An 18,513-nucleotide genomic window follows, 5' to 3' on the forward strand; every position below is an offset into this window, starting at 1 on the left:
TAAAATTATCAAATAGAGAGCAATATGACTTATACGTTTTCAAGTCTTTTATCATGTGTAGGACTTATAAGCTATGCAGCGGCTTCGACGAATGAATCTGCTTTATTAACAAGAATTTCTAACCTTGAAAAAAATCTTCAGGAAGTAAAGAGCCAATTGCAACATCCGTCGGAAAAACCAGCTGAGCATAAAACAACTGATTTCAAGTATAGGTTTGGTGGAACCGTTAAGGTTGATGCTTTTTATGATATCAATGCGAAAGGGGCTGCTTTTGGCTTGGACGCTGCGGCTCTGCCTCTCAAGGGTATTGATGCGGCTGCAAAAAACAGGCGCCACTTTAATGCTGGTATTAGCGCTTCGCGGGTGTTTGCCGAAGCCAGCAAAAGTTTTAATACCATTGACACCCAGGCTTATGTTGAGCTTGATTTTGCCAAGGATGCCCTTAGCGAGAATGCGACCACAACCTCTGTTGTGCCTCGGATTCGCCATGCTTATGTCAAAGCTGCTGGATTTCTCCTCGGCCAAACATGGTATACTTTCCAAGATATGTCCGCTTTTACAAATACGCTGGATAATTTGTACGGTGGAAGTCGTCAAACGATGATTCGCTATACATTTGATTTCAATAAATATTTAACCTTAGCTATGGCTGCTGAACGGCCTAATACTGAGTACATTCAGAATAATAATACTCTTAATGACAATAGCGATTACGGCAAATCGCAGGTGCCGGATTTTGCCACCCAACTTAAATTTAAACATACAAATGGACATATAGCCTTGAGCGGGGTTGTGCGCCGTTTGCAAGTTCGGGTTCGCCAAAGTGTAACGGGTCTTACTTCTGATTTTACTAAAAGCCGGACTGGCTGGGGTATAGGCTTTACAGGTAGACAGAACATCTATAAAAATAGTGGTTTTATCTGGCAGATTAATGGTGGCCGGGGAACAGGCCGTTATATTGATGATCTTAATAATCAGGCAGCTTACCTTCAGTATGGTATAGGAATTGAGTCACAGTTTTCTGCTATAAAAGTTATGAATTATATTGCTGGGGCGGAAATTTGGTGGACCCCTAAATTATCGACAAACATGGGTGCCAGTCTCACGCGAATATCAAAACCAAAAACATCCCTTTCTGTGGCTGGGTTTAATACCACCCAACAACGTTATCACCTTAATACGATTTATAATATCCTGCCGAACAGCCAAGTGGGATTAGAAGTCATGTATTATCATCGACGTGCTGGTCTTCAAACTAAGCGCAATGGGGAAGATACACGGATATTAAGTTCATTTATTTATAAATTTGATTCTGCTGCAAAAAATTAAATTTGTTGGCGTTGCTGAAGAAAAGGAATCTCAAGTGTGGCTGATTTGAAAAAGGGTATCTCTTAAAATTAGTTATGCTGAATCCTTTCTTCTTCCTTTTAATTAATAAAGTTTAATTTCTTGCAACTTCATTTATCTGAGAATGATCATGATACGCTTGTTCCCTTTGATAATTGTTTTATTATTGCTCAGAAATGGCGAGGGGATAACTCTTGACCCTCCGGTGCACGCCTTATCATCTTCCGCTGCCTTACAGCATCAGCCCCCCTTGGATTTAACAAATCCCGATTTGGTGTTAATCCAAGGACCCGCGAGGATTATCCATGTAATGAATTATAAAACCCAGCAGGAAGTCTCAAGAATTAATGTAGGAAAAGATTTGTCTTTGATGAAATTTACGCCAGATGGACGGTATTTTCTCTTATGGTCTCAGCTTCATAATAAAATTAGCATCCTAAATACTCAAACGTGGCAGCAAGAAGAAAACATAATTAGCCTCAAAAGTAGTCCTACTGACTTAAAAATAACTTCTGACTTATTGGACTGTCATAAACCTTGCACTGTTGTTCCCCTGGAAAAATAAAGATATTTCTCTGAAGAGAAGAACTAACCTAATACATATAAAGATAAATCAAGATGGAAAATACCCCCTTCTATGTGACTGTAAATCTAACATTTTTTTTATCCTTGATCTTCGCACCTGCTACCTTAGAGCGTGGGCCTTAGATTTTCACCCTTATTATATGGCGACTTTTCCCCTGTCTGCTGTGGAGAGGCTTAAAAAGCAACAAAATAATCTTTTCCGTTTACAGCAGCAAAACCAGTTAACCGATATAATTATTATATGAGTGACTGCAAAAAATTAATCTTCAGGGGCCTAAGATGCTGTCGAGGGCTTATAAGGAAACCTTAAAAGGGAGATAGAATGTAAGGCTTCCAATAAGAGATTAGTTATTTCATCACTTTATGGTCTATCCGTTCATGAGTTTTAAAAACTTACTTTCTTTACCGGGAGCTTTTTTTACTTTAATTTTGCCTCAAATATTAAATATTAAAAATTGACTTAAACTAAATAGATTCTTTAAGATGTCTTTAGTTTTTAATTATTCTTAAGGAACCGATCATGTTTTTTCAAGGCCACCGCTTAAAGGGCATTTTTTTATGTCTCGGAGGCGCTCTTACTCTCTCCAGCTGTTCTGCGACGAAAACCCAGCCCGAAGGAAAGCAGCAGCGCCCTGTTTTAACGGCAGCGGGCGTTGTCCATGTGTGTCCTGATAATAAAATTGCTATCATCGAACGTGGTAAATTCCCCTATGGTTTGGCAATGTTCGGGGGGCATGTGGAATATGAATCTCCGCAAGTGGCTTTTGTTCGTGAAGCTGAGGAAGAGCTAAATATTACTCAAATTGACACTCTTCAGCTTATTGGAATTCATGGTGAACCTGGGCGAGATCCTAGACAGCATTCCGTGGAAGCAACTTTTACCTGTACGACGCCTCAAGTTCCTGTTGCTGGCAGTGATGCTAAAGAAGTCATTCTTTATAGTGTTGATGATTTGAATAAAAAAATTGATACCATGGTTTTTGCTGCAGATCACAAAGAGATTTTAAAGAAATATCTCAAAAATCTAAAATCCTGTAATCCGTGCAAAAAAGTTTGTAACATTGGTATCCCTCAACATATCCCTACTGTACCGACGATAAAATCGGTATCGTGAAGTTATTAAATGGAATAAGGCCTTAAAAATAAAAGGAAAACTGTTCTTTGAGTATATTAATAATGGAAGAAGGTTTTTTCCTCTTATTCCACTCAATAGCGGAATGACACATATTCTATATAAAAATAATACTATATCCAAATTATTGAATTTATTTTTTACTTTTCCCTTATTGCAGCTTCGTTAATAGTAGGTTATGTTAAAAAGTGAATTATATTTAAATTAAATACATCAATATAGGTAAGTTTTTAAAAAAACTTAACGTTAAAATATAAAAAATTTATTGTTACGTATGTAAATCGTACGTTAACCCACACAGTATACGATACCTACAGAAATAAAATAGAAGGGGTATATTGGCAGTATTACGCTGTTAAATACCCGGTTTAAGTGTGCCTAAAATCTAAACTTTATATTGATTCAACTCTACTATTATGTGCTGATATTTGGAAAAGTATTTTGATATGTATAAAAAAATAAATAAATTAATTTTATAATATTCTTTTTTTACATTAAATATTTAATTTTTTTTTATTTAAAGGATTTGTGAATGACTTATAAGCAGCACCTCTTTTATAGCGAATTTTATGATAATTCGCCTGAGATGAGGATAATGGTAATTAATAACCCTTATAATTTTAAAATATTAAATGTTACTAAAAAATTTTTGCGGGTTTTAGGTTATACGGAAGAGGAAACCGTAAGTTTACCATCTATGAACAGTCTTTACCATCCTGACTGTTATGAAGCTTTGGATCAAGCCAGGAGCCTGTATTTAAAACAAGGTTCTATCTATAATCATGAATTAATTCTTAAAGCAAAAAATGGCGATAAAGTCTTTGTTTATTTAAATATTTTAGCAACAAAAGATAAGGAAGGGAACATTCTCTTTAACCATTGTCTTTATAGAGATGCTTCTGATGATAAAAATATGTTTGAAATTAATAAGGAACAACAAAGTCTTGCATCCTTAAATGACTCTTTTATAAAATCTCATGCTTTTTTCCAATATTTTTATGATTTCTATGAAAATGCTCCTGATATGTTTGCCTCGATAACAGCTGGGGAAGATATCTACAGTATAGGAATCGTTAATTGCAACACCACTCTTGCTCAAAAACTTGGCTATACAAAGGAAGAAATCCTGTCGATGAATTTGTATAACTTATATCACCCAGATTGTTTGCAGAAAGTCAAAAGCATGAGAGAGGATTTTATTAGAAACGGCTATGTAAACAATGGAGAGCTTGAACTTCAAAAAAAGAACGGTGAAAAAATCCATGTTTCTTTAAATGCAAAAATTCAGAAAGACACCCAGAGCCATATTATTGGTAGTATTAGCATGTGGCGAGATATAACAGATTTGGTAGAAACACGCCGTCAACTCCAAGAAACAAATGACTTACTGACTCTTCAAAATGAAGAAATAAAAACACTGATGAATCTTATGTCGCATGATATTCAGGCGCCCATACGAGCAATTGAAAATTTTACACAATTTATCCTCGATGAAAGTAAAGAAGTCTTGCCAACTTCTACATTAGATTATCTTTATAAGGTGCGGGGAAATATTCACAAGCTTCACCATTTGACCCAGGATATTCTTTCCTACTTTTTCGATGGCTCAGCCGCATGCATTGAAGAAACTAACTTAACAAATATAATCAATCAAGTTGTTGCCTATCTTGATTTACCTTCTGCAATAAAAATTAACTTAGAGAATGGTAACCAACCCCTTAAAACGAAAAAAATCCTCTTAGCACAAGTTTTCTATAATCTGATCTCCAATGCTGTAAAATACCACCATAATCCCGAAAAAGCAGAAATTTATATAAAAGGATTGGATAATAATACTGAGTGGATTTTTATTGTCAAAGATAATGGTCCTGGTATCTCTCAAAAATTTCATGAAACTGTTTTTGAACCACTCCAGAGGCTTAAAAGTGCGCAAGAAGTTGAGGGATGTGGCGTGGGACTTACGATTGTCAAAAAACTTATTACTCAAGAAGGTGGTAAAATTAGTTTAGGATCTAAAGAAGGCGAGGGGGCTGCATTTATTTTTACCTGGCCCAAATAAGGGAATAAGCTGAATTTAAGGGCTAACTTAGGGCCGGCCATCATTAAAAGATGCCGTGACTGCTTAAAGATCGTGAAGCAATGGAGGTCTAAGCAAGCAATAAATTTTAGATAGATGTGTACGTCATAAAATATATTTTTCTTTGATTGGATCCCTAGAATTAATTTAGCTGGAGTTTTAACCATTTCTGGCTGCGATACCGTTGATAAAAAAGACAGAAATTAAAGAATGCGTAAACGGTGACAATCCCCCACACCCTGCCTGCTGAGACATCAGCATAAGAAGTAATTAACTTAACCGGCAGAACGGCAAATACCCAAGCTGTCATGGCATTGACCACCATAATAAATTTTGTGTCGCCGGCAGATACTAATATTCCGGAAATTACCCACACTAATCCATCAAATAAGAAAAAGAACCATAATAGACGCATTGCTAACTGAAATTCTTGTCCTAAATAGCTATCAGCAGAAATTAAAAATAAAGCACTTAAAGAATTGGGGTAGATAAAGAGGGGAATCACCAAGAATGCCATGACAGCAAAATGAATGGTCATTCCATTGCGCAACAGTGGGCCGATTTTATTAAACTGTTGCGATCCAATCAGATTGGAGGTAATAGCAATCATACCCTTTTGCAGACCTTCTGTGAAAAAGGAGAAAAGCAAAAAGAAGGTACTGCATAGATTTTGAATTGTAATAAAATCACTGCCAAGAGCCGCTAAGATATGGGCAATAATGGACCAAGCGATGATTTCCAGCATATGGCCGACGGCGGCAGGCATTCCAATGCGGAGACATTCCTTCATCAAGCTAATGTTTAAGTGATAGTGGTGCGTGCCAAAAGTCAGACGATTGGATTTCTTTAAAAAGGCAATGAATAAAATTAAAGATTGTATCAATAGGGCAACAACCGTTGCAATCGCACTGCCAGTTGCGCCTAAAGGGGAAATAATATCTGACCAGCCAAAGATAAGAAAATAGTTAAGCACAAGATTGACAAGATTACCGATAACGGCTGCAATTGTTACTATAACAGTTTTTCCTTGTCCCACATAAAACCCGGATAAAGCCGCAAATATCCCTTGCAAACAACCAAAATACATAATTATTTTAAAGAAAATCAAACCATGTTCATGTAAAGTTTGTGGAATTAAAATATCAGAAAAGCCATAGGCGATCACAATAAACAAAATTTGTGTCGCAAGCGCAAACCATACCATTTGCCAGACAGATTCACCCATTTTATTGTAATGCTTAAGACCATTATTTTGTCCGACAAAAACCTCAGCAATAGAAGCAACCGATGCCACACCAAATTGAAATGTGGCTGCAACCATTCCAGCTGTGGCAACGCCGTTCATGGCCCCTAAAGAATAATCAGCTAGCAAGAGGCGATTGACAAACAACATGACGTGGGTTGACATAAATGTCATCATCATGGGAAATGAAATGCGTAAAAGATTTTTAAGAGACGTATCTGTAATAGTAGCCATGGTTTTGATCTTCATGCGTAAAAAGGGAGGTCTTAAACCTCCCAATTAATTTCTGATATGAATTTTATATTTCTATCCCAACTTCAGGAACTTTTGAGCGTTTCTTAGGGTGTACTTCTGGGGCTAAAGCTGTTGGGGCTAAGCCTTGTTCTAACAATGTTTTAATTTCATCACCACTTAAGGTTTCATGCTCTAATAAAGTCTTTGCCAAAAGTTCAAGCTTTTCTTTCTTTTGAGTCAAGACTTTTTTCGCAGCTTTATAACATTTATCCAATAGATCTTGAACTTCTTCATCAATCAGTTGAGCTGTCCGTTCAGAAATTTGCTTGCGTTGGGTCAATGCTTGCCCGACAAAGATTTCTTGTTGTTGTTCCCCATAAGTCTGGAAGCCGAGTTTTTCACTCATACCCCATTCGGTGATCATACGACGCGCAAAATCTGTTGCCATCTTAATATCAGAGGAGGCCCCGGTTGTTACTTTTTCCTCACCAAAAATCAGCTCTTCAGCAATGCGTCCGCCCATAGCAACTTTAATATCTGCCAGAAGTTTTGCCCGTGACATAGAGATCCGATCCCCTTCAGGAAGGCGCATAACCATACCCAAAGCCCGACCTCTTGGAATGATGGTTGCCTTATGAATCGGGTCAGAATCAGCTTCATAGAATGCAATAACGGCGTGGCCAGATTCGTGATAAGCGGTCAGGCGTTTTTCTTCATCTGTCATCGCCAGAGTGCGACGTTCTGCACCCATCATCACCTTGTCTTTGGCTTGTTCAAAGTCAATCATATCCACCGATAACTTGCCCCGACGTGCCGCCATCAAGGCCGCTTCATTAACAAGGTTCATCAAATCAGCACCAGAAAACCCCGGTGTACCGCGGGCAATGACGCGCACATCCACATCATGTGAAATTGGTGTCTTGCGCATGTGAACCTTAAGGATTTTCTCTCGTCCATTAATGTCCGGATGTGGCACCACCACTTGTCGGTCAAAACGACCTGGTCGCAATAAAGCTGGATCCAATACATCAGGACGGTTTGTGGCAGCAACGATAATCACGCCTTCATTTTCTTCAAAGCCATCCATTTCCACCAAAAGTTGATTTAACGTTTGCTCGCGTTCATCATTCCCCCCACCAAGACCAGCACCGCGATGGCGTCCCACCGCATCAATTTCATCAATGAAAACAATGCAGGGGGCATTTTTCTTAGCTTGCTCAAACATATCGCGGACACGGCTGGCACCGACACCCACAAACATTTCCACGAAGTCAGAACCTGAAATGCTAAAGAAGGGGACATTTGCTTCGCCAGCAATGGATCGAGCCAACAGGGTCTTACCCGTGCCGGGAGGGCCAACAAGCAATACACCACGGGGAATCCGTCCGCCAAGACGTTGGAACTTTTGAGGGTCCTTGAGAAAGTCAACGATTTCTTCCAATTCTGCTTTTGCTTCATCAATTCCAGCCACATCATCAAAGGTGACACGAACAGATTTTTCTCCCATTAAACGGGCGCGAGATTTACCGAATCCCATGGCCCGGTTGCCGCCCGATTGAATCTGACGGAATGAGAAAAATGAAAAACCGATTAAGAGCAGAATTGGCAGCCATGACAAAAAGTAATGGATAAAGGAAATGTCTTCTTCTGGTTTATCATATTTAACCTTCACATTCTTCTCTATCATTTTGTTGGCAACACTTGAATCATAAGGGGCAAAGGTTGAAAAAACTTGATTATCAGCCAGCGTTCCCACGATGGTATTACCCCGGATAACCACTTCTTTGACTTTGCCGTCTTCAACATTCTTGACCATTTCAGAATAGGCCATTGGCATGGCCGCTGGGCGATTTCCTGCCCCTGGGATCATTTGGAATATAGAAAAAACAATAGTTGCGATAAGAGCCCAAACAATTAAATTTCGCGATGAATTGTTCACAGTTGTAACCTCCACGGCGCTCAATTATACAGCTTTTGAATGAATAGATGTAGGGTTGATCTCAAATTTTTAGGGTCTCTTTTATCAAAAAAATCTTAGATAGAGCTGGCTATCAGTCTTGTTTTTGATTAAAAGTCCACCTCAAATTTCCGATCTGAAATCTACACAGACTCCGTCGAAAGCGATATAGAAGCGCGAACAATATTACCTATCCAGTTAAGGATAGAGATAGATTTGATTTTATTATACACCAAAAAGGGTTAAAAGGGGGCTAATTTTTTATTGGGTTATTTAAGGACAACATAATAAGAGATTGTGTATTTGCTAAGATTCGCTGGCGGATGTATTAGAAGGGGTAAATCGTCAGTTTGATGAAGTCAGTATATTTTTCAAAGTTTGAGAAGATAAAGTCATTTTTGTGGTGTTGTAAATATTTATGGTTTATAAAAACTTAAAATGTTTTATCTTTATCTTCTTTGAACAGGGAAGGCGCGTTGAGGTTGTTGAGATTTATTTTTCCCTCAAAAGAGACAGCAAAAATCTTAACATAGAGTTTTTAATGTCGGGAATTTTGGGCATTAAATAGCTGGAGCGTATAAAGATTTAAAAAATTTTTTGGTGATAAAGTTTTTGTTCTGCTGTAAATTATCAGCGCTGCCGTTTTCAGAGAGTTGTATTTGATTGTCGCACATCAAATTTTCATAATCGTTGGCAGGAACCTAATAGCTGCTGGCTTTATCATCGGTATCGTCTTTTTGCAAAATAGCAGGAAACGGGAACATTATAGGAGAATAAGGTGTATTTTCAGGTATAAACCTAGACTCATCCTCATCCGCGTCAACTGTAAATGTGCCTAGTCTAGTAAACGGAGGAGGAGTCGTAGGGCGGGAATGAAGTACAAAAAAACCCCCTAGCAACCAGCCGTATTCGCCTGAACTATTCCCATCTTTGTCAGTAGGCAACGTTCTCTGGTGGGGGGGGGAGCTCCAACTTGCTGATATTCCTCGACTACAACATTCTTAACATTATTATTTGTTGGATCGTTTGGCTCTTGAGCATTCGCCCATTGTCCTATTAAAAAGCTAAGCATTAAAACAGCTAATGTTATTTTTGTGTTTACCATAAAATATCTCCATCAATTATTGGCTGCATCTTCTCATTTTTATATAAGAAACGATCACAACTTTTACAAATTTATTTTTATTTTAAAAGAGGGCTTAAAAATCTTAACTTAAAGTTTTTACGGGAAGGAAGGGTCGATGAAATATAGGAAGGAACGTCAACCGTGGCCTCAGTTTTAAAAGGAAAGGATTGATGAATAATAAAGCGGTCTTGACGGATTGTCCCTGTTGTATCGAGGCTTGGTGCAAGCATAGCTCGGGGCTCACGCGCAATTATAATAACGTTCTTTTTAGGAACAATATACCAGCCTCCGACCGTTGTTCGGGTGTTAGAATCAATTTTCTGAATGGCAGTTAAGGCTTTTTGTCGGGGCAGCGGGTAAGAAGTGGTAGCCATACAATGGCCTAAGCTTCTTAAGAATTCAATTTGCAGCTCCTGGTCAAGGTGCTGAAATGCCGCTCGATCAATTCTAAAATAACCCAGTGGGTCAATATGAACAGCTTGTAAAACAAATTGAACCACTTGCTGCAATCGGGTTTCAGTCAACACCATCGCTTCCTGCCTCAGGTGGCGGATATGGTCAGGTGATAAATCTTGTTCTTCCAATTGAAGGCGATTTTGCCGCAAATAGGATCGTTGATATTTTGGATTTTGATTGGAGGGGTCGATCGCATAAGGAATCGCGTGGATGGTCGCATAATCCAGGATTTGTTGTTTGCTGAATGCCAATAAAGGGCGCAAGATACGTCCGAAGGGACGATAAGAAACGGGTAAAATCCCCCTCAAACCCGATATATCTGACTTTTTCTGAAGGCGGCTGACCACAGTTTCCCATTGATCGTCAAAATGATGGCCTGTGAACAGGTGAATCACGCCGTGTTGACGACACCAGTTTTCAAGAAGTTTATAGCGGGCTTGTCGGGCTCTTTCTTGAATACGGGTTAGGGGTTTCTCTTCCTTCCAGGTTAAAATTTCACTGTTGATGCCAAATTCTTTGAGACGGTTTTGAGTCAGCTCAGCTTCATCTTTAGATTCTAGTCGCAAACCATGGTCGACAATCATAGCTGTTATTTGACCGTCAGGATAATTTCTTAACCATTCTTTAAGTAAATGACACAATGTCATGCTATCTGGCCCGCCGGATACGGCAACAACAATATGGCAATTGGAGCTAAACTTTCCCAAATTTGTCATGGTTGCTGTAAAAGTAACTAAATCTAAAGGCATTGAAGAAATTGAACTATTGCTTGATAATTGTTATAGCGATATTACAACAGTTTAAACGACTTTGATTAGATATTTTTACTCTTTGATGTTTATTTGCCTGCTTCACATCAGCATAAACCCTGCTGTTTGCGCTAAACCTAAGGTATCAAAAGAAACGGTCAAAGACTCTATTGAAAAGCAGTTGCAAATATTAAATGCACCAAAACCCGCCAGCGATTCAAAAAAAAATTCTGTCACTGAGCCTCCAGTTCCTTCACAACCTAGCAGTGGAGTACCTGTTTCCACCGAGCTTAAAAAAATAGATGCCAAATTTTCTATGGTCCGGGAGGGCGAAGTTGTTAAGGTAACTCTTAACTTTGATAAAGGGGTGCCCTATTATGCTGTTTTTTGCCGTGGTAATGATTGGTATATTACTTTATCGTATCCAACCAACAGTACGATGATCGACTGGCATGCCACAGAGTTTCCTGAAATAACCAGCATTGATACCCTATCCAATAATGACGCTTTTAGTTACCTAATCCATTTTAATAAAAAGGTCTATCCAAAAATAACCTTTGATGATCAGAAGAACAGTCTAACCGTTAATTTCGGTCAGGAAAGGATTGAAGAAGGGCAGCCTGTCAGCATAACGCAACCGCGAAAAAAAGAAGATGCGTTTCGCCTCCAACTTAGAAATGCTCGGACAGATGTGGAATTTGAGCCTGATAAGTTAGACCAAATCTTGTGGGTTATTTGTTGTGAGGATCGTAATAAACCGATTGCTGCTCATCACTATCCAGAATTTGATATATTAGAATCTTATCAAGGTGTCGCATTCTTACTGCGGGCAGATGATCTGGATTATTCTTATGTGCGGAAAGTTGCTGAAATCAGTAAAGAAGGTGGGATGGGTAACTCTTATACCCCTGTACCTCAGTCTGCAGATCTTATAAGTTCAATTTTTTCTGACTTTAATCCACTAACGGCACCACAAATCTCAAAAGATGTTTTGAGAACACTAGTGAGGGGAGATCCCCATATTAAAGATGGTCTCTATTTGATCTGGTTATATTTAGGGCAGGGATTAGGGCAAGAGGCAGCAGACATGGCTGAGCAAGTTTTAGGGCAAGCCCCTGATTTAAACCTTTTACCGTTTTGGCGAAGTCTTCGGGGGTTGGCATCCCTGCTTCGGTTTCGGTATCAAAAAGTACCAAATTATCTCAATTTTATCACCAATGAACCTGAAGTTGAATGTTGGTCAACAATTGCTCAAGCTGTTCAAGACGTTTATTCAAAACCAACCAACATGTCTAAACTGTTACAATATAAAAATATACTGATGGCATCCCCGGTGGCTCTGCAAGAACGGCTCCGGAACGATATTTTAGAAGTAGGCATTATTAGTCACAATAAGTCCATTTTAATGATCTATGCGAATAATTTTGCCGCACCAACGTTTTCTCAAAATAAACCCCTTTTTGAGGTGGCGACGGCTGTTCTTAATTTAGATCCAACCAGACCAAGCTCGGCTGCGGCTCTCCAAACGATGAGTGAAAAGGATCCGACGTCCAAAGCCTCTATTCTTGCCGCTTTCGAATATTTAAAGTTTCTTCATGAAACTAAAAAAATCGATCCTACCGATGAATTAAAGCAATTGGATCATCTGCGATACAGTTGGCGGGGCGATTTATTAGAATATACAATTTGTAAGTATTTGGCTCAGCGTTATATGGAAGAACACCGTTATGCTGAGGCTTTACCATTACTGCGTAAGACCATCAAGTATTTTACGAAAGAATCCCATACGGATAAGCTGCCCGAGCAAATGCAACAAGCCCTCATTGATTATTTTAATCAAAAATCTCCCCCCGTCTTAGAGATGTTGTCCATATTCCAAGATTATACCAGTATTGCCCCCGATGATGAACGCGGCGATGCCATTATGATTAAGGCCACCAATATTCTAGCTAATTTAGAGTTATATGAAGAAGCCGTTGGATTGCTTAAGGATTATTTGGAGAACAAAGTTAAGGAGGGTAGTAATCTTCAAAACCGTAAGAATTTGATTTACTATCGAATGGCTGTGGCGAGTATCTTAGGGAATAAACCTAAAGATTGTCTTGATTATTTATCTGACATACACGATATAGCAGGTCAGATGTTGGATGATATAGCAATTTTGAAGTCTGAATCTTATTTGCGCCTTAAAAAAACAGAGCAAGCCCTTCAATCCTTAGGGGATACACCCGCCCAACAATTCCATAAAGCGAGTATTTATTTTGGTGATAAAAGGTGGGTCGAGGCGGCGGGAGTTTATCAAGGGATTGCTCAACGTGCGAGTGGGGTGCTAGATCAGATTAAGGAAAATTCCATCGTTAATCTTGCGTTATGCTATGCCATTCTGAACGATCAAAAAGCATTAGCAGATGTGCAGGCAAACTTTAAGGAATTTATGGCCAAAAGAAAAGGGGAACAGACTTTTAACTTTTTAACCACCCCCGATGCCAAGGTTAGCCTTGCCCATTTGGCTTCTTTGCAGCAGGTAGATTCCTTTGCTGATCGGTTAAAGGCTGTTTTTTCGGATACTACCAAGCCGGCTAAATAACTCTTTTTTTCGGCTTGGGCATTGATCCATAATCAATGCCCCTCTAAAATCCGGGCAGAGTTCCCTATTCAACTGTAACGGACTTTGCCAAGTTCCTCGGTTGATCGACGTCTGTTCCTTTTAAGGTTGCCGTATAATAAGACAACAACTGCATTGGTAAGGCATAGAGGATTGGCGATGTAAGAAGATGGCTTTCTGGCATTTCAACAATCTGTGTAGGGATTCCGTCTTTTTCAATATGGGTACGGCCGATACAGTCGGTAAAACAAATTGCAATACCCCCCCGGGCAATCACTTCTTGTAAGTTGGATAGGGTTTTCACCATCCATTTATCAGAAGGGGCAAGAACGATCACAGGCATCAATTCATCAATTAAGGCAATGGGGCCGTGCTTCATTTCACCGGCGGCATATCCTTCGGCGTGAATATAAGAGATTTCTTTTAGTTTTAGCGCCCCCTCCATCGCGATGGGGAAGTTGGTTCCACGGCCAAGATATAATGCATCGCGCGCCGGTTGTAAGCGATGCGCCACTTGTTGATAGTCGGCTTCTTTTTGCAAGATTCCATAAATCTCATTGGGTAGGTTGAGCAAGTGCTGTAAATGCTCGCGGGCTTCAGTCTCTGTTAACGTTCCACGTTTAATGGCTGCATCCAGACATAAACAGGCCAGCACCGCTAATTGTGCCGTGAAGGCTTTGGTTGAAGCAACCCCAATTTCAGGGCCGGCCTTGGTGTGAACCGAATAATCAGCCAGACGATCCATGCTGCTTTCTGGAACATTCACGATGGCGATGGTAGTTTGGTGATCTTCTTTTGCTTGCTTCATTGCCTCCAGGGTATCAATGGTCTCGCCCGATTGGGAAATAAACAATGCAGCCCCCCCGGTGGGAAGAGGGGATTCGCGATAACGAAATTCAGAGGCAATGTCCACTTCAACCGGAAGCTTAGCGATCATTTCAAACCAATATTTGGCAACGGCTGTTGAAAAATAAGAGGTACCGCAGGCAATCATCGTGAGTTTTGAAATATTGTTCCAATCGATGTTAACAGGAATCTTTAGCGTTTCTGTGTCGGCGTTAATTAATGAGTCAAGGGTATCTTTTACGGTTGTTGGTTGCTCAAAGATTTCTTTCAACATAAAGTGATCATACCCACCTTTGGTGGCGGCATCGGCTGAAATATTAATAGTCTTGAGGGGGCGATCAATGGGGTGGTGGTCAATATCGTAAATCTGACTGCCTTGAGGCGTCACAATGGCATAATCTCCTTCTTCAAGATAACGCAATTGTTGTGTCCACGGCGCTAAGACCAAAGCATCGGATCCAATAAAACTTTCGCCGTTGCCTTCGCCGATCACAAGCGGACTGCCGCGACGGGCCACCAGTAACGTGTTGTTGTCACCTTTAATTAGGATCACCAAAGCAAAGGCACCCTCAATGTCAGCAAGAGTCTGTCTTAAAGCTTCCAAGGGTTTAAGACCTTGATTAAGGTAATCAGTCATTAAATGTACGACAACTTCGGTATCGGTTTGACTGGTAAACGCGTGTCCTTTTTTTATAAGTTTTTCTTTAAGATGAGCGTAATTCTCAATGATTCCATTATGCACCACAGCAACTTTGTCTGAGCTGTGCGGATGCGCATTGGCTTCGCTTGGAATGCCATGGGTTGCCCACCGTGTATGACCAATTCCAGTCATGCCATTGATGGAATCTTGAGTGAACAAATCTTGCAAGGCTTGAAGTTTACCTTGGGCGCGGCGAATACAAATTTCATTCTGGTCAAGTGTTGCAATCCCTGCTGAATCATAGCCACGATACTCAAGGCGTTTTAGCCCATCGATTAAGCGTTGTGCTACAGGTTGATGCCCTACAATACCGACAATTCCACACATGATTGAGAAATTCCTATCTTACAAATTTATTATTTTGGTGATTTTAGTTCCAAGGCAGTCGTGCGAAATTTTTTCGCCCAACCCGCTTTGTTCGTTTGATGGTGGCGGGCAATGCCCAAAGAATGTTCGGGAACATTATCTGTGATAACGCTACCAGCAGCCACAATAGCTCCTTCGTTAACATGAACCGGTGCCACTAAGGAGGTGTTGCTGCCAATAAAGGCGTCATTTCCAATATGGGTTGGTGATTTGTTAAATCCATCATAGTTGCAGGTAATGGTGCCAGCCCCAATATTAACGCGATCGCCCAGCTGAGCATTACCTAAGTAACTAAGGTGTTTGACTTTGGCCTTTTTGCCTATGGCTGTATCTTTAATTTCAACGAAATTTCCCACAACGGCTTCTTCACCAATAATCGTGCCTGTTCTTAAATGGGCAAACGGCCCAACTTTGGCGCCCGCTTTTAAAACACATTTTTCTAAATGACAAAATGGATATATTGTTGCCCCATTCTCGATAACAACACCGGCCCCAAAGGTCACATTTGGATGAATAATCGTATCCTTTCCAATGCAGGTATCATGGGAAAAAAAGACGGAGACCGGATCAATTAAGGTGACACCGCTCATCATTATGCGATAACGCCAACGGTCTTGCATGGTTTTTTCAGCTTGAGCTAATTCTGCACGGTTATTAATGCCGTTTAAAGTTTCGGGGTGGGATGTTTCCACATAGCGGGGCGTTAAACCTTGAGCCTTTGCTAATCCGATCACATCCGTTAAGTATAATTCACCGGCAGCATTTTGGGCTGTTAATTGGGGTAACAGAGATCGCAAAACTGTTGCTGGAATTAAGTAAACGCCTGCATTGCAAAGGGTGATGGCGCGTTGCTCTGGGGAGGCATCCTTATATTCCACAATGCTGTTAACTCGATCGTCCTGGGTGACTAAGCGGCCATATTGGCGGGGATCATCCACCCGCATGGCTAACACAAGCGGATCATTTGGGCATTCCGCACGTTTGTTAAAGAGGGGCGCCAAGGTATCAAACTCAATCAATGGCACATCACCACTAAGAATTAAGACATCGCCGTCATCGTGCGGGAGTTTATCCACGCCTGCCCGAACGGCATCACCTGTGCCAAGAGGTTGGGCTTGGATAGCAATTTCAATCGGGCGGCCTGCGGCAACCTTTTCTTGATCTAAATAAGGTGAGGCCACGACTACCACACGTTCCATATTCATGGATAATGCTAAATCAATCACATGATGAACCATAGCCTTACCACCCACAGGGTGCAGAACTTTTGGTAAAGTGGAATTCATGCGAGTACCCATACCCGCCGCTAAAATCAGAGCTGTTGTCATTTATATAAACCTCTATAAAACACATATACCATATGTGTATTGCAGGTGCATCACTCAAAATATTAAATTATATTGCGACATTTCTGTCTCAATAGGGGAGTTGCAATAAAGAAATTAAGAGAGGTCAGAATCAGCGCCTCTGTTAAGGATGCAAAAAGAAGAGCACCGTTAATTGGTGCTCCTTATTAAGTGTTATGCTGCTTCGGCATCATTATCAGATTCACCTGTATGGGGGGGCAAATCATCTGTTGTGAACTGTCCTGATGGAATCATTCCTAAGGCCGCACGGTAAATATCCAAGAGTTCTTCTTGTTCCACGGCTTCTTCATGTTTCATTTTCCGCAGCTTAATAAGTTGCTTCATAACTTTTGGATCAAATCCAACAGCTTTTGCTTCAGAAAAAACCTCACGAATATTTTCCATTAATTCAGACTTTTCTTCTTCTAATCGTTCAATTTTCTCGATAAACAGACGCAGTTGATTGGCGGATGAGTTATTAATAATTTGCATGAGGTTATTCTCCGTTTTTTAAGTTATAGCTCGTGATACTGCATTCAATTATTGGTTATTTTATAGCTGAAAAATAGAGGGTTGTGGAATAAAAATTGTGATTCAACTGAATGTTTTTTAAGAGCTTCTTACGGGGAGATTAAAATTCTTCGTCCGGGGGCTTATCTGATTTTATCGCTCGCTTTAGCGTTTAAGAAGATCTTAGCTGATTTTAACGCTTGGAAAGCATAGGAGAGGGCAATAGATAGACTAAGGCCGGCTAGCGCATAAAGTAAGGGGGAGTAGGAAGCAAACTCCTTAAGCCAGCGATAGAATTTGCTGTCAGCTGCAGGGGGAATGCTGGCGGATATTGTCATAAATAAATTTGGATGGAAATATTTCAGGGCTATTTGGATTAAGATCAGAGCCATAATGGCAGATCCGGCGAAACCTAGATAAATTCTGGGGATTCTATAACTAAAGGTGACGCCCAAGTGACTGCCGCCAAGGCCGCCCATTAACAAAAGACCGACGAGAAGCAAATCAATTGAATCTCCGTTTAAAGCATGAGCAAAGGTTGAAATGATAGTAATGATCACCGAGGAGAGAAGGGTCGTCCCATAGGTGACAGGGCTTGTTCTTCCCATAAAGTAGATCAGAACAGGCATCATAAAAATTCCATTCCCCACTCCTAAAACGGCAATCAACCATCCATTAATAAGGCCGGCTAAAAATAAGATAAGACGGCTTGCTGTTAAGCGAGATCGGGGAAAGTATTGCACGAAAGGGGCTTTGACAATCCAAGCTGGAGAGCTGGATTTGCGATCTTGATTGGGATGATGACGTTGCGCTAAATTTTTTCTGCTTTGACGAAAAAGAAGGAACATCATGACGCTAAGAATACAAACATAACTAAAGGTAATAAGTTGTTTACTGACCTCAGAGTTGCCAAGCCACTCGAGAAAACAAACACCCATCACCGCCCCCATCAAACCGCCCGAAATGATCGACCGACCTAATTGGTAGTCAACATCATTATTCTTTTTATAAGCAAGGTAGCCGGTTAACGTCATGCCAATCATGGAATTTACTTGACTTGCAACGGCAACGAGGGGTGGGACGCCCAGTGTAATTAAAGTCGGGGTAATAAATAAACCGCCGCCCACGCCTAACAGGCCAGTTAATAGCCCACCAATAAATCCAATAAGGATGATAAAGTAGGGATTAACAATGATATCAGCGACAGGTAAAAGTAAGTCATGGTCCATGACTT

At 40.3% G+C, this 18,513-nt stretch carries 13 protein-coding genes; 5 read left to right on the top strand and 8 right to left on the bottom strand.

Annotated features, from left to right (window positions below; all coding sequences use genetic code 11):
* The first annotated feature begins 24 nt into the window (after nt 1–24).
* The 4 genes from ID47_RS11015 (at nt 25) to ID47_RS11030 (ending at nt 5,123) form a co-directional block, all read left to right on the top strand.
* Nucleotides 25–1,329: a DcaP family trimeric outer membrane transporter gene (locus ID47_RS11015; protein WP_038466578.1), complete on the top strand. Its 1,305-nt coding sequence runs from the start codon at nt 25–27 to the stop codon at nt 1,327–1,329.
* A 148-nt stretch (nt 1,330–1,477) separates the two neighbouring features.
* Nucleotides 1,478–1,912 carry a hypothetical protein gene (locus tag ID47_RS11020; RefSeq protein ID WP_156956749.1) on the top strand — a complete coding sequence of 145 codons (435 nt, stop codon included), beginning with the start codon at nt 1,478–1,480 and terminating at the stop codon, nt 1,910–1,912.
* Nucleotides 1,913–2,452: 540 nt separating this feature from the next.
* A complete protein-coding gene (locus tag ID47_RS12105; RefSeq protein WP_051908860.1) occupies nt 2,453–3,046 on the top strand; it encodes an NUDIX domain-containing protein in 594 nt (197 codons plus the stop codon).
* A gap of 550 nt (nt 3,047–3,596) precedes the next feature.
* Nucleotides 3,597–5,123 carry a sensor histidine kinase gene (locus ID47_RS11030; RefSeq protein WP_038466584.1) on the top strand — a complete coding sequence of 509 codons (1,527 nt, stop codon included), beginning with the start codon at nt 3,597–3,599 and terminating at the stop codon, nt 5,121–5,123.
* A gap of 160 nt (nt 5,124–5,283) precedes the next feature.
* Here the strand turns inward: ID47_RS11030 and ID47_RS11035 are convergent, their stop codons facing one another.
* The 4 genes from ID47_RS11035 to tilS all read right to left on the bottom strand — a co-directional run bounded on the left by ID47_RS11035 (nt 5,284) and on the right by tilS (nt 10,906).
* Nucleotides 5,284–6,618, bottom strand: coding sequence for an MATE family efflux transporter (locus ID47_RS11035; RefSeq protein WP_038466587.1), 1,335 nt, complete (start codon nt 6,616–6,618; stop codon nt 5,284–5,286).
* Between the two features lie 64 nt (nt 6,619–6,682).
* Entirely contained in the window at nt 6,683–8,557 is a 1,875-nt protein-coding gene (gene ftsH, locus ID47_RS11040) for an ATP-dependent zinc metalloprotease FtsH (RefSeq protein WP_051908861.1), read from the bottom strand.
* Between the two features lie 910 nt (nt 8,558–9,467).
* Nucleotides 9,468–9,680, bottom strand: coding sequence for a hypothetical protein (locus ID47_RS11045; RefSeq protein WP_038466590.1), 213 nt, complete (start codon nt 9,678–9,680; stop codon nt 9,468–9,470).
* Between the two features lie 77 nt (nt 9,681–9,757).
* Nucleotides 9,758–10,906, bottom strand: coding sequence for a tRNA lysidine(34) synthetase TilS (gene tilS, locus ID47_RS11050; RefSeq protein ID WP_038466593.1), 1,149 nt, complete (start codon nt 10,904–10,906; stop codon nt 9,758–9,760).
* A gap of 85 nt (nt 10,907–10,991) precedes the next feature.
* Here tilS and ID47_RS11055 point away from each other — a divergent pair, with 85 nt between their 5' ends.
* Complete coding sequence (locus ID47_RS11055) at nt 10,992–13,493, top strand: tetratricopeptide repeat protein (RefSeq protein ID WP_038466596.1); 2,502 nt, start codon at nt 10,992–10,994, stop codon at nt 13,491–13,493.
* 64 nt (nt 13,494–13,557) lie between these two features.
* Here ID47_RS11055 and glmS read toward each other — a convergent pair whose 3' ends face one another.
* From glmS to ID47_RS11075, 4 genes are all read right to left on the bottom strand, one after another.
* On the bottom strand, nt 13,558–15,384 hold the full coding sequence (gene glmS, locus ID47_RS11060) for a glutamine--fructose-6-phosphate transaminase (isomerizing) (RefSeq protein WP_038466599.1): 1,827 nt from the start codon (nt 15,382–15,384) through the stop codon (nt 13,558–13,560).
* A 29-nt stretch (nt 15,385–15,413) separates the two neighbouring features.
* Entirely contained in the window at nt 15,414–16,751 is a 1,338-nt protein-coding gene (gene glmU / locus ID47_RS11065; protein WP_038466602.1) for a bifunctional UDP-N-acetylglucosamine diphosphorylase/glucosamine-1-phosphate N-acetyltransferase GlmU, read from the bottom strand.
* A 192-nt stretch (nt 16,752–16,943) separates the two neighbouring features.
* On the bottom strand, nt 16,944–17,261 hold the full coding sequence (locus ID47_RS11070) for a DUF2312 domain-containing protein (protein WP_038466605.1): 318 nt from the start codon (nt 17,259–17,261) through the stop codon (nt 16,944–16,946).
* A 161-nt stretch (nt 17,262–17,422) separates the two neighbouring features.
* On the bottom strand, nt 17,423–18,508 hold the full coding sequence (locus tag ID47_RS11075; RefSeq protein WP_038466608.1) for a sulfite exporter TauE/SafE family protein: 1,086 nt from the start codon (nt 18,506–18,508) through the stop codon (nt 17,423–17,425).
* Nucleotides 18,509–18,513 lie beyond the last annotated feature (5 nt).

It is taken from the genome of Candidatus Paracaedibacter acanthamoebae (assembly GCF_000742835.1).
Lineage (GTDB): Bacteria > Pseudomonadota > Alphaproteobacteria > Paracaedibacterales > Paracaedibacteraceae > Paracaedibacter > Paracaedibacter acanthamoebae.

Coding starts and splice junctions, on each gene's coding strand:
- ID47_RS12105 (WP_051908860.1), top strand. CDS start 2,453: ATGTTTTTTCAAGGCCACCGCTTAAAGGGCATTTTTTTATGTCTCGGA.
- ID47_RS11015 (WP_038466578.1), top strand. CDS start 25: ATGACTTATACGTTTTCAAGTCTTTTATCATGTGTAGGACTTATAAGC.
- ID47_RS11035 (WP_038466587.1), bottom strand. CDS start 6,618: ATGGCTACTATTACAGATACGTCTCTTAAAAATCTTTTACGCATTTCA.
- glmS (WP_038466599.1), bottom strand. CDS start 15,384: ATGTGTGGAATTGTCGGTATTGTAGGGCATCAACCTGTAGCACAACGC.
- ID47_RS11055 (WP_038466596.1), top strand. CDS start 10,992: ATGTTTATTTGCCTGCTTCACATCAGCATAAACCCTGCTGTTTGCGCT.
- glmU (WP_038466602.1), bottom strand. CDS start 16,751: ATGACAACAGCTCTGATTTTAGCGGCGGGTATGGGTACTCGCATGAAT.
- ID47_RS11070 (WP_038466605.1), bottom strand. CDS start 17,261: ATGCAAATTATTAATAACTCATCCGCCAATCAACTGCGTCTGTTTATC.
- ID47_RS11075 (WP_038466608.1), bottom strand. CDS start 18,508: ATGGACCATGACTTACTTTTACCTGTCGCTGATATCATTGTTAATCCC.
- ID47_RS11020 (WP_156956749.1), top strand. CDS start 1,478: ATGATACGCTTGTTCCCTTTGATAATTGTTTTATTATTGCTCAGAAAT.
- tilS (WP_038466593.1), bottom strand. CDS start 10,906: ATGCCTTTAGATTTAGTTACTTTTACAGCAACCATGACAAATTTGGGA.
- ID47_RS11030 (WP_038466584.1), top strand. CDS start 3,597: ATGACTTATAAGCAGCACCTCTTTTATAGCGAATTTTATGATAATTCG.
- ID47_RS11045 (WP_038466590.1), bottom strand. CDS start 9,680: ATGGTAAACACAAAAATAACATTAGCTGTTTTAATGCTTAGCTTTTTA.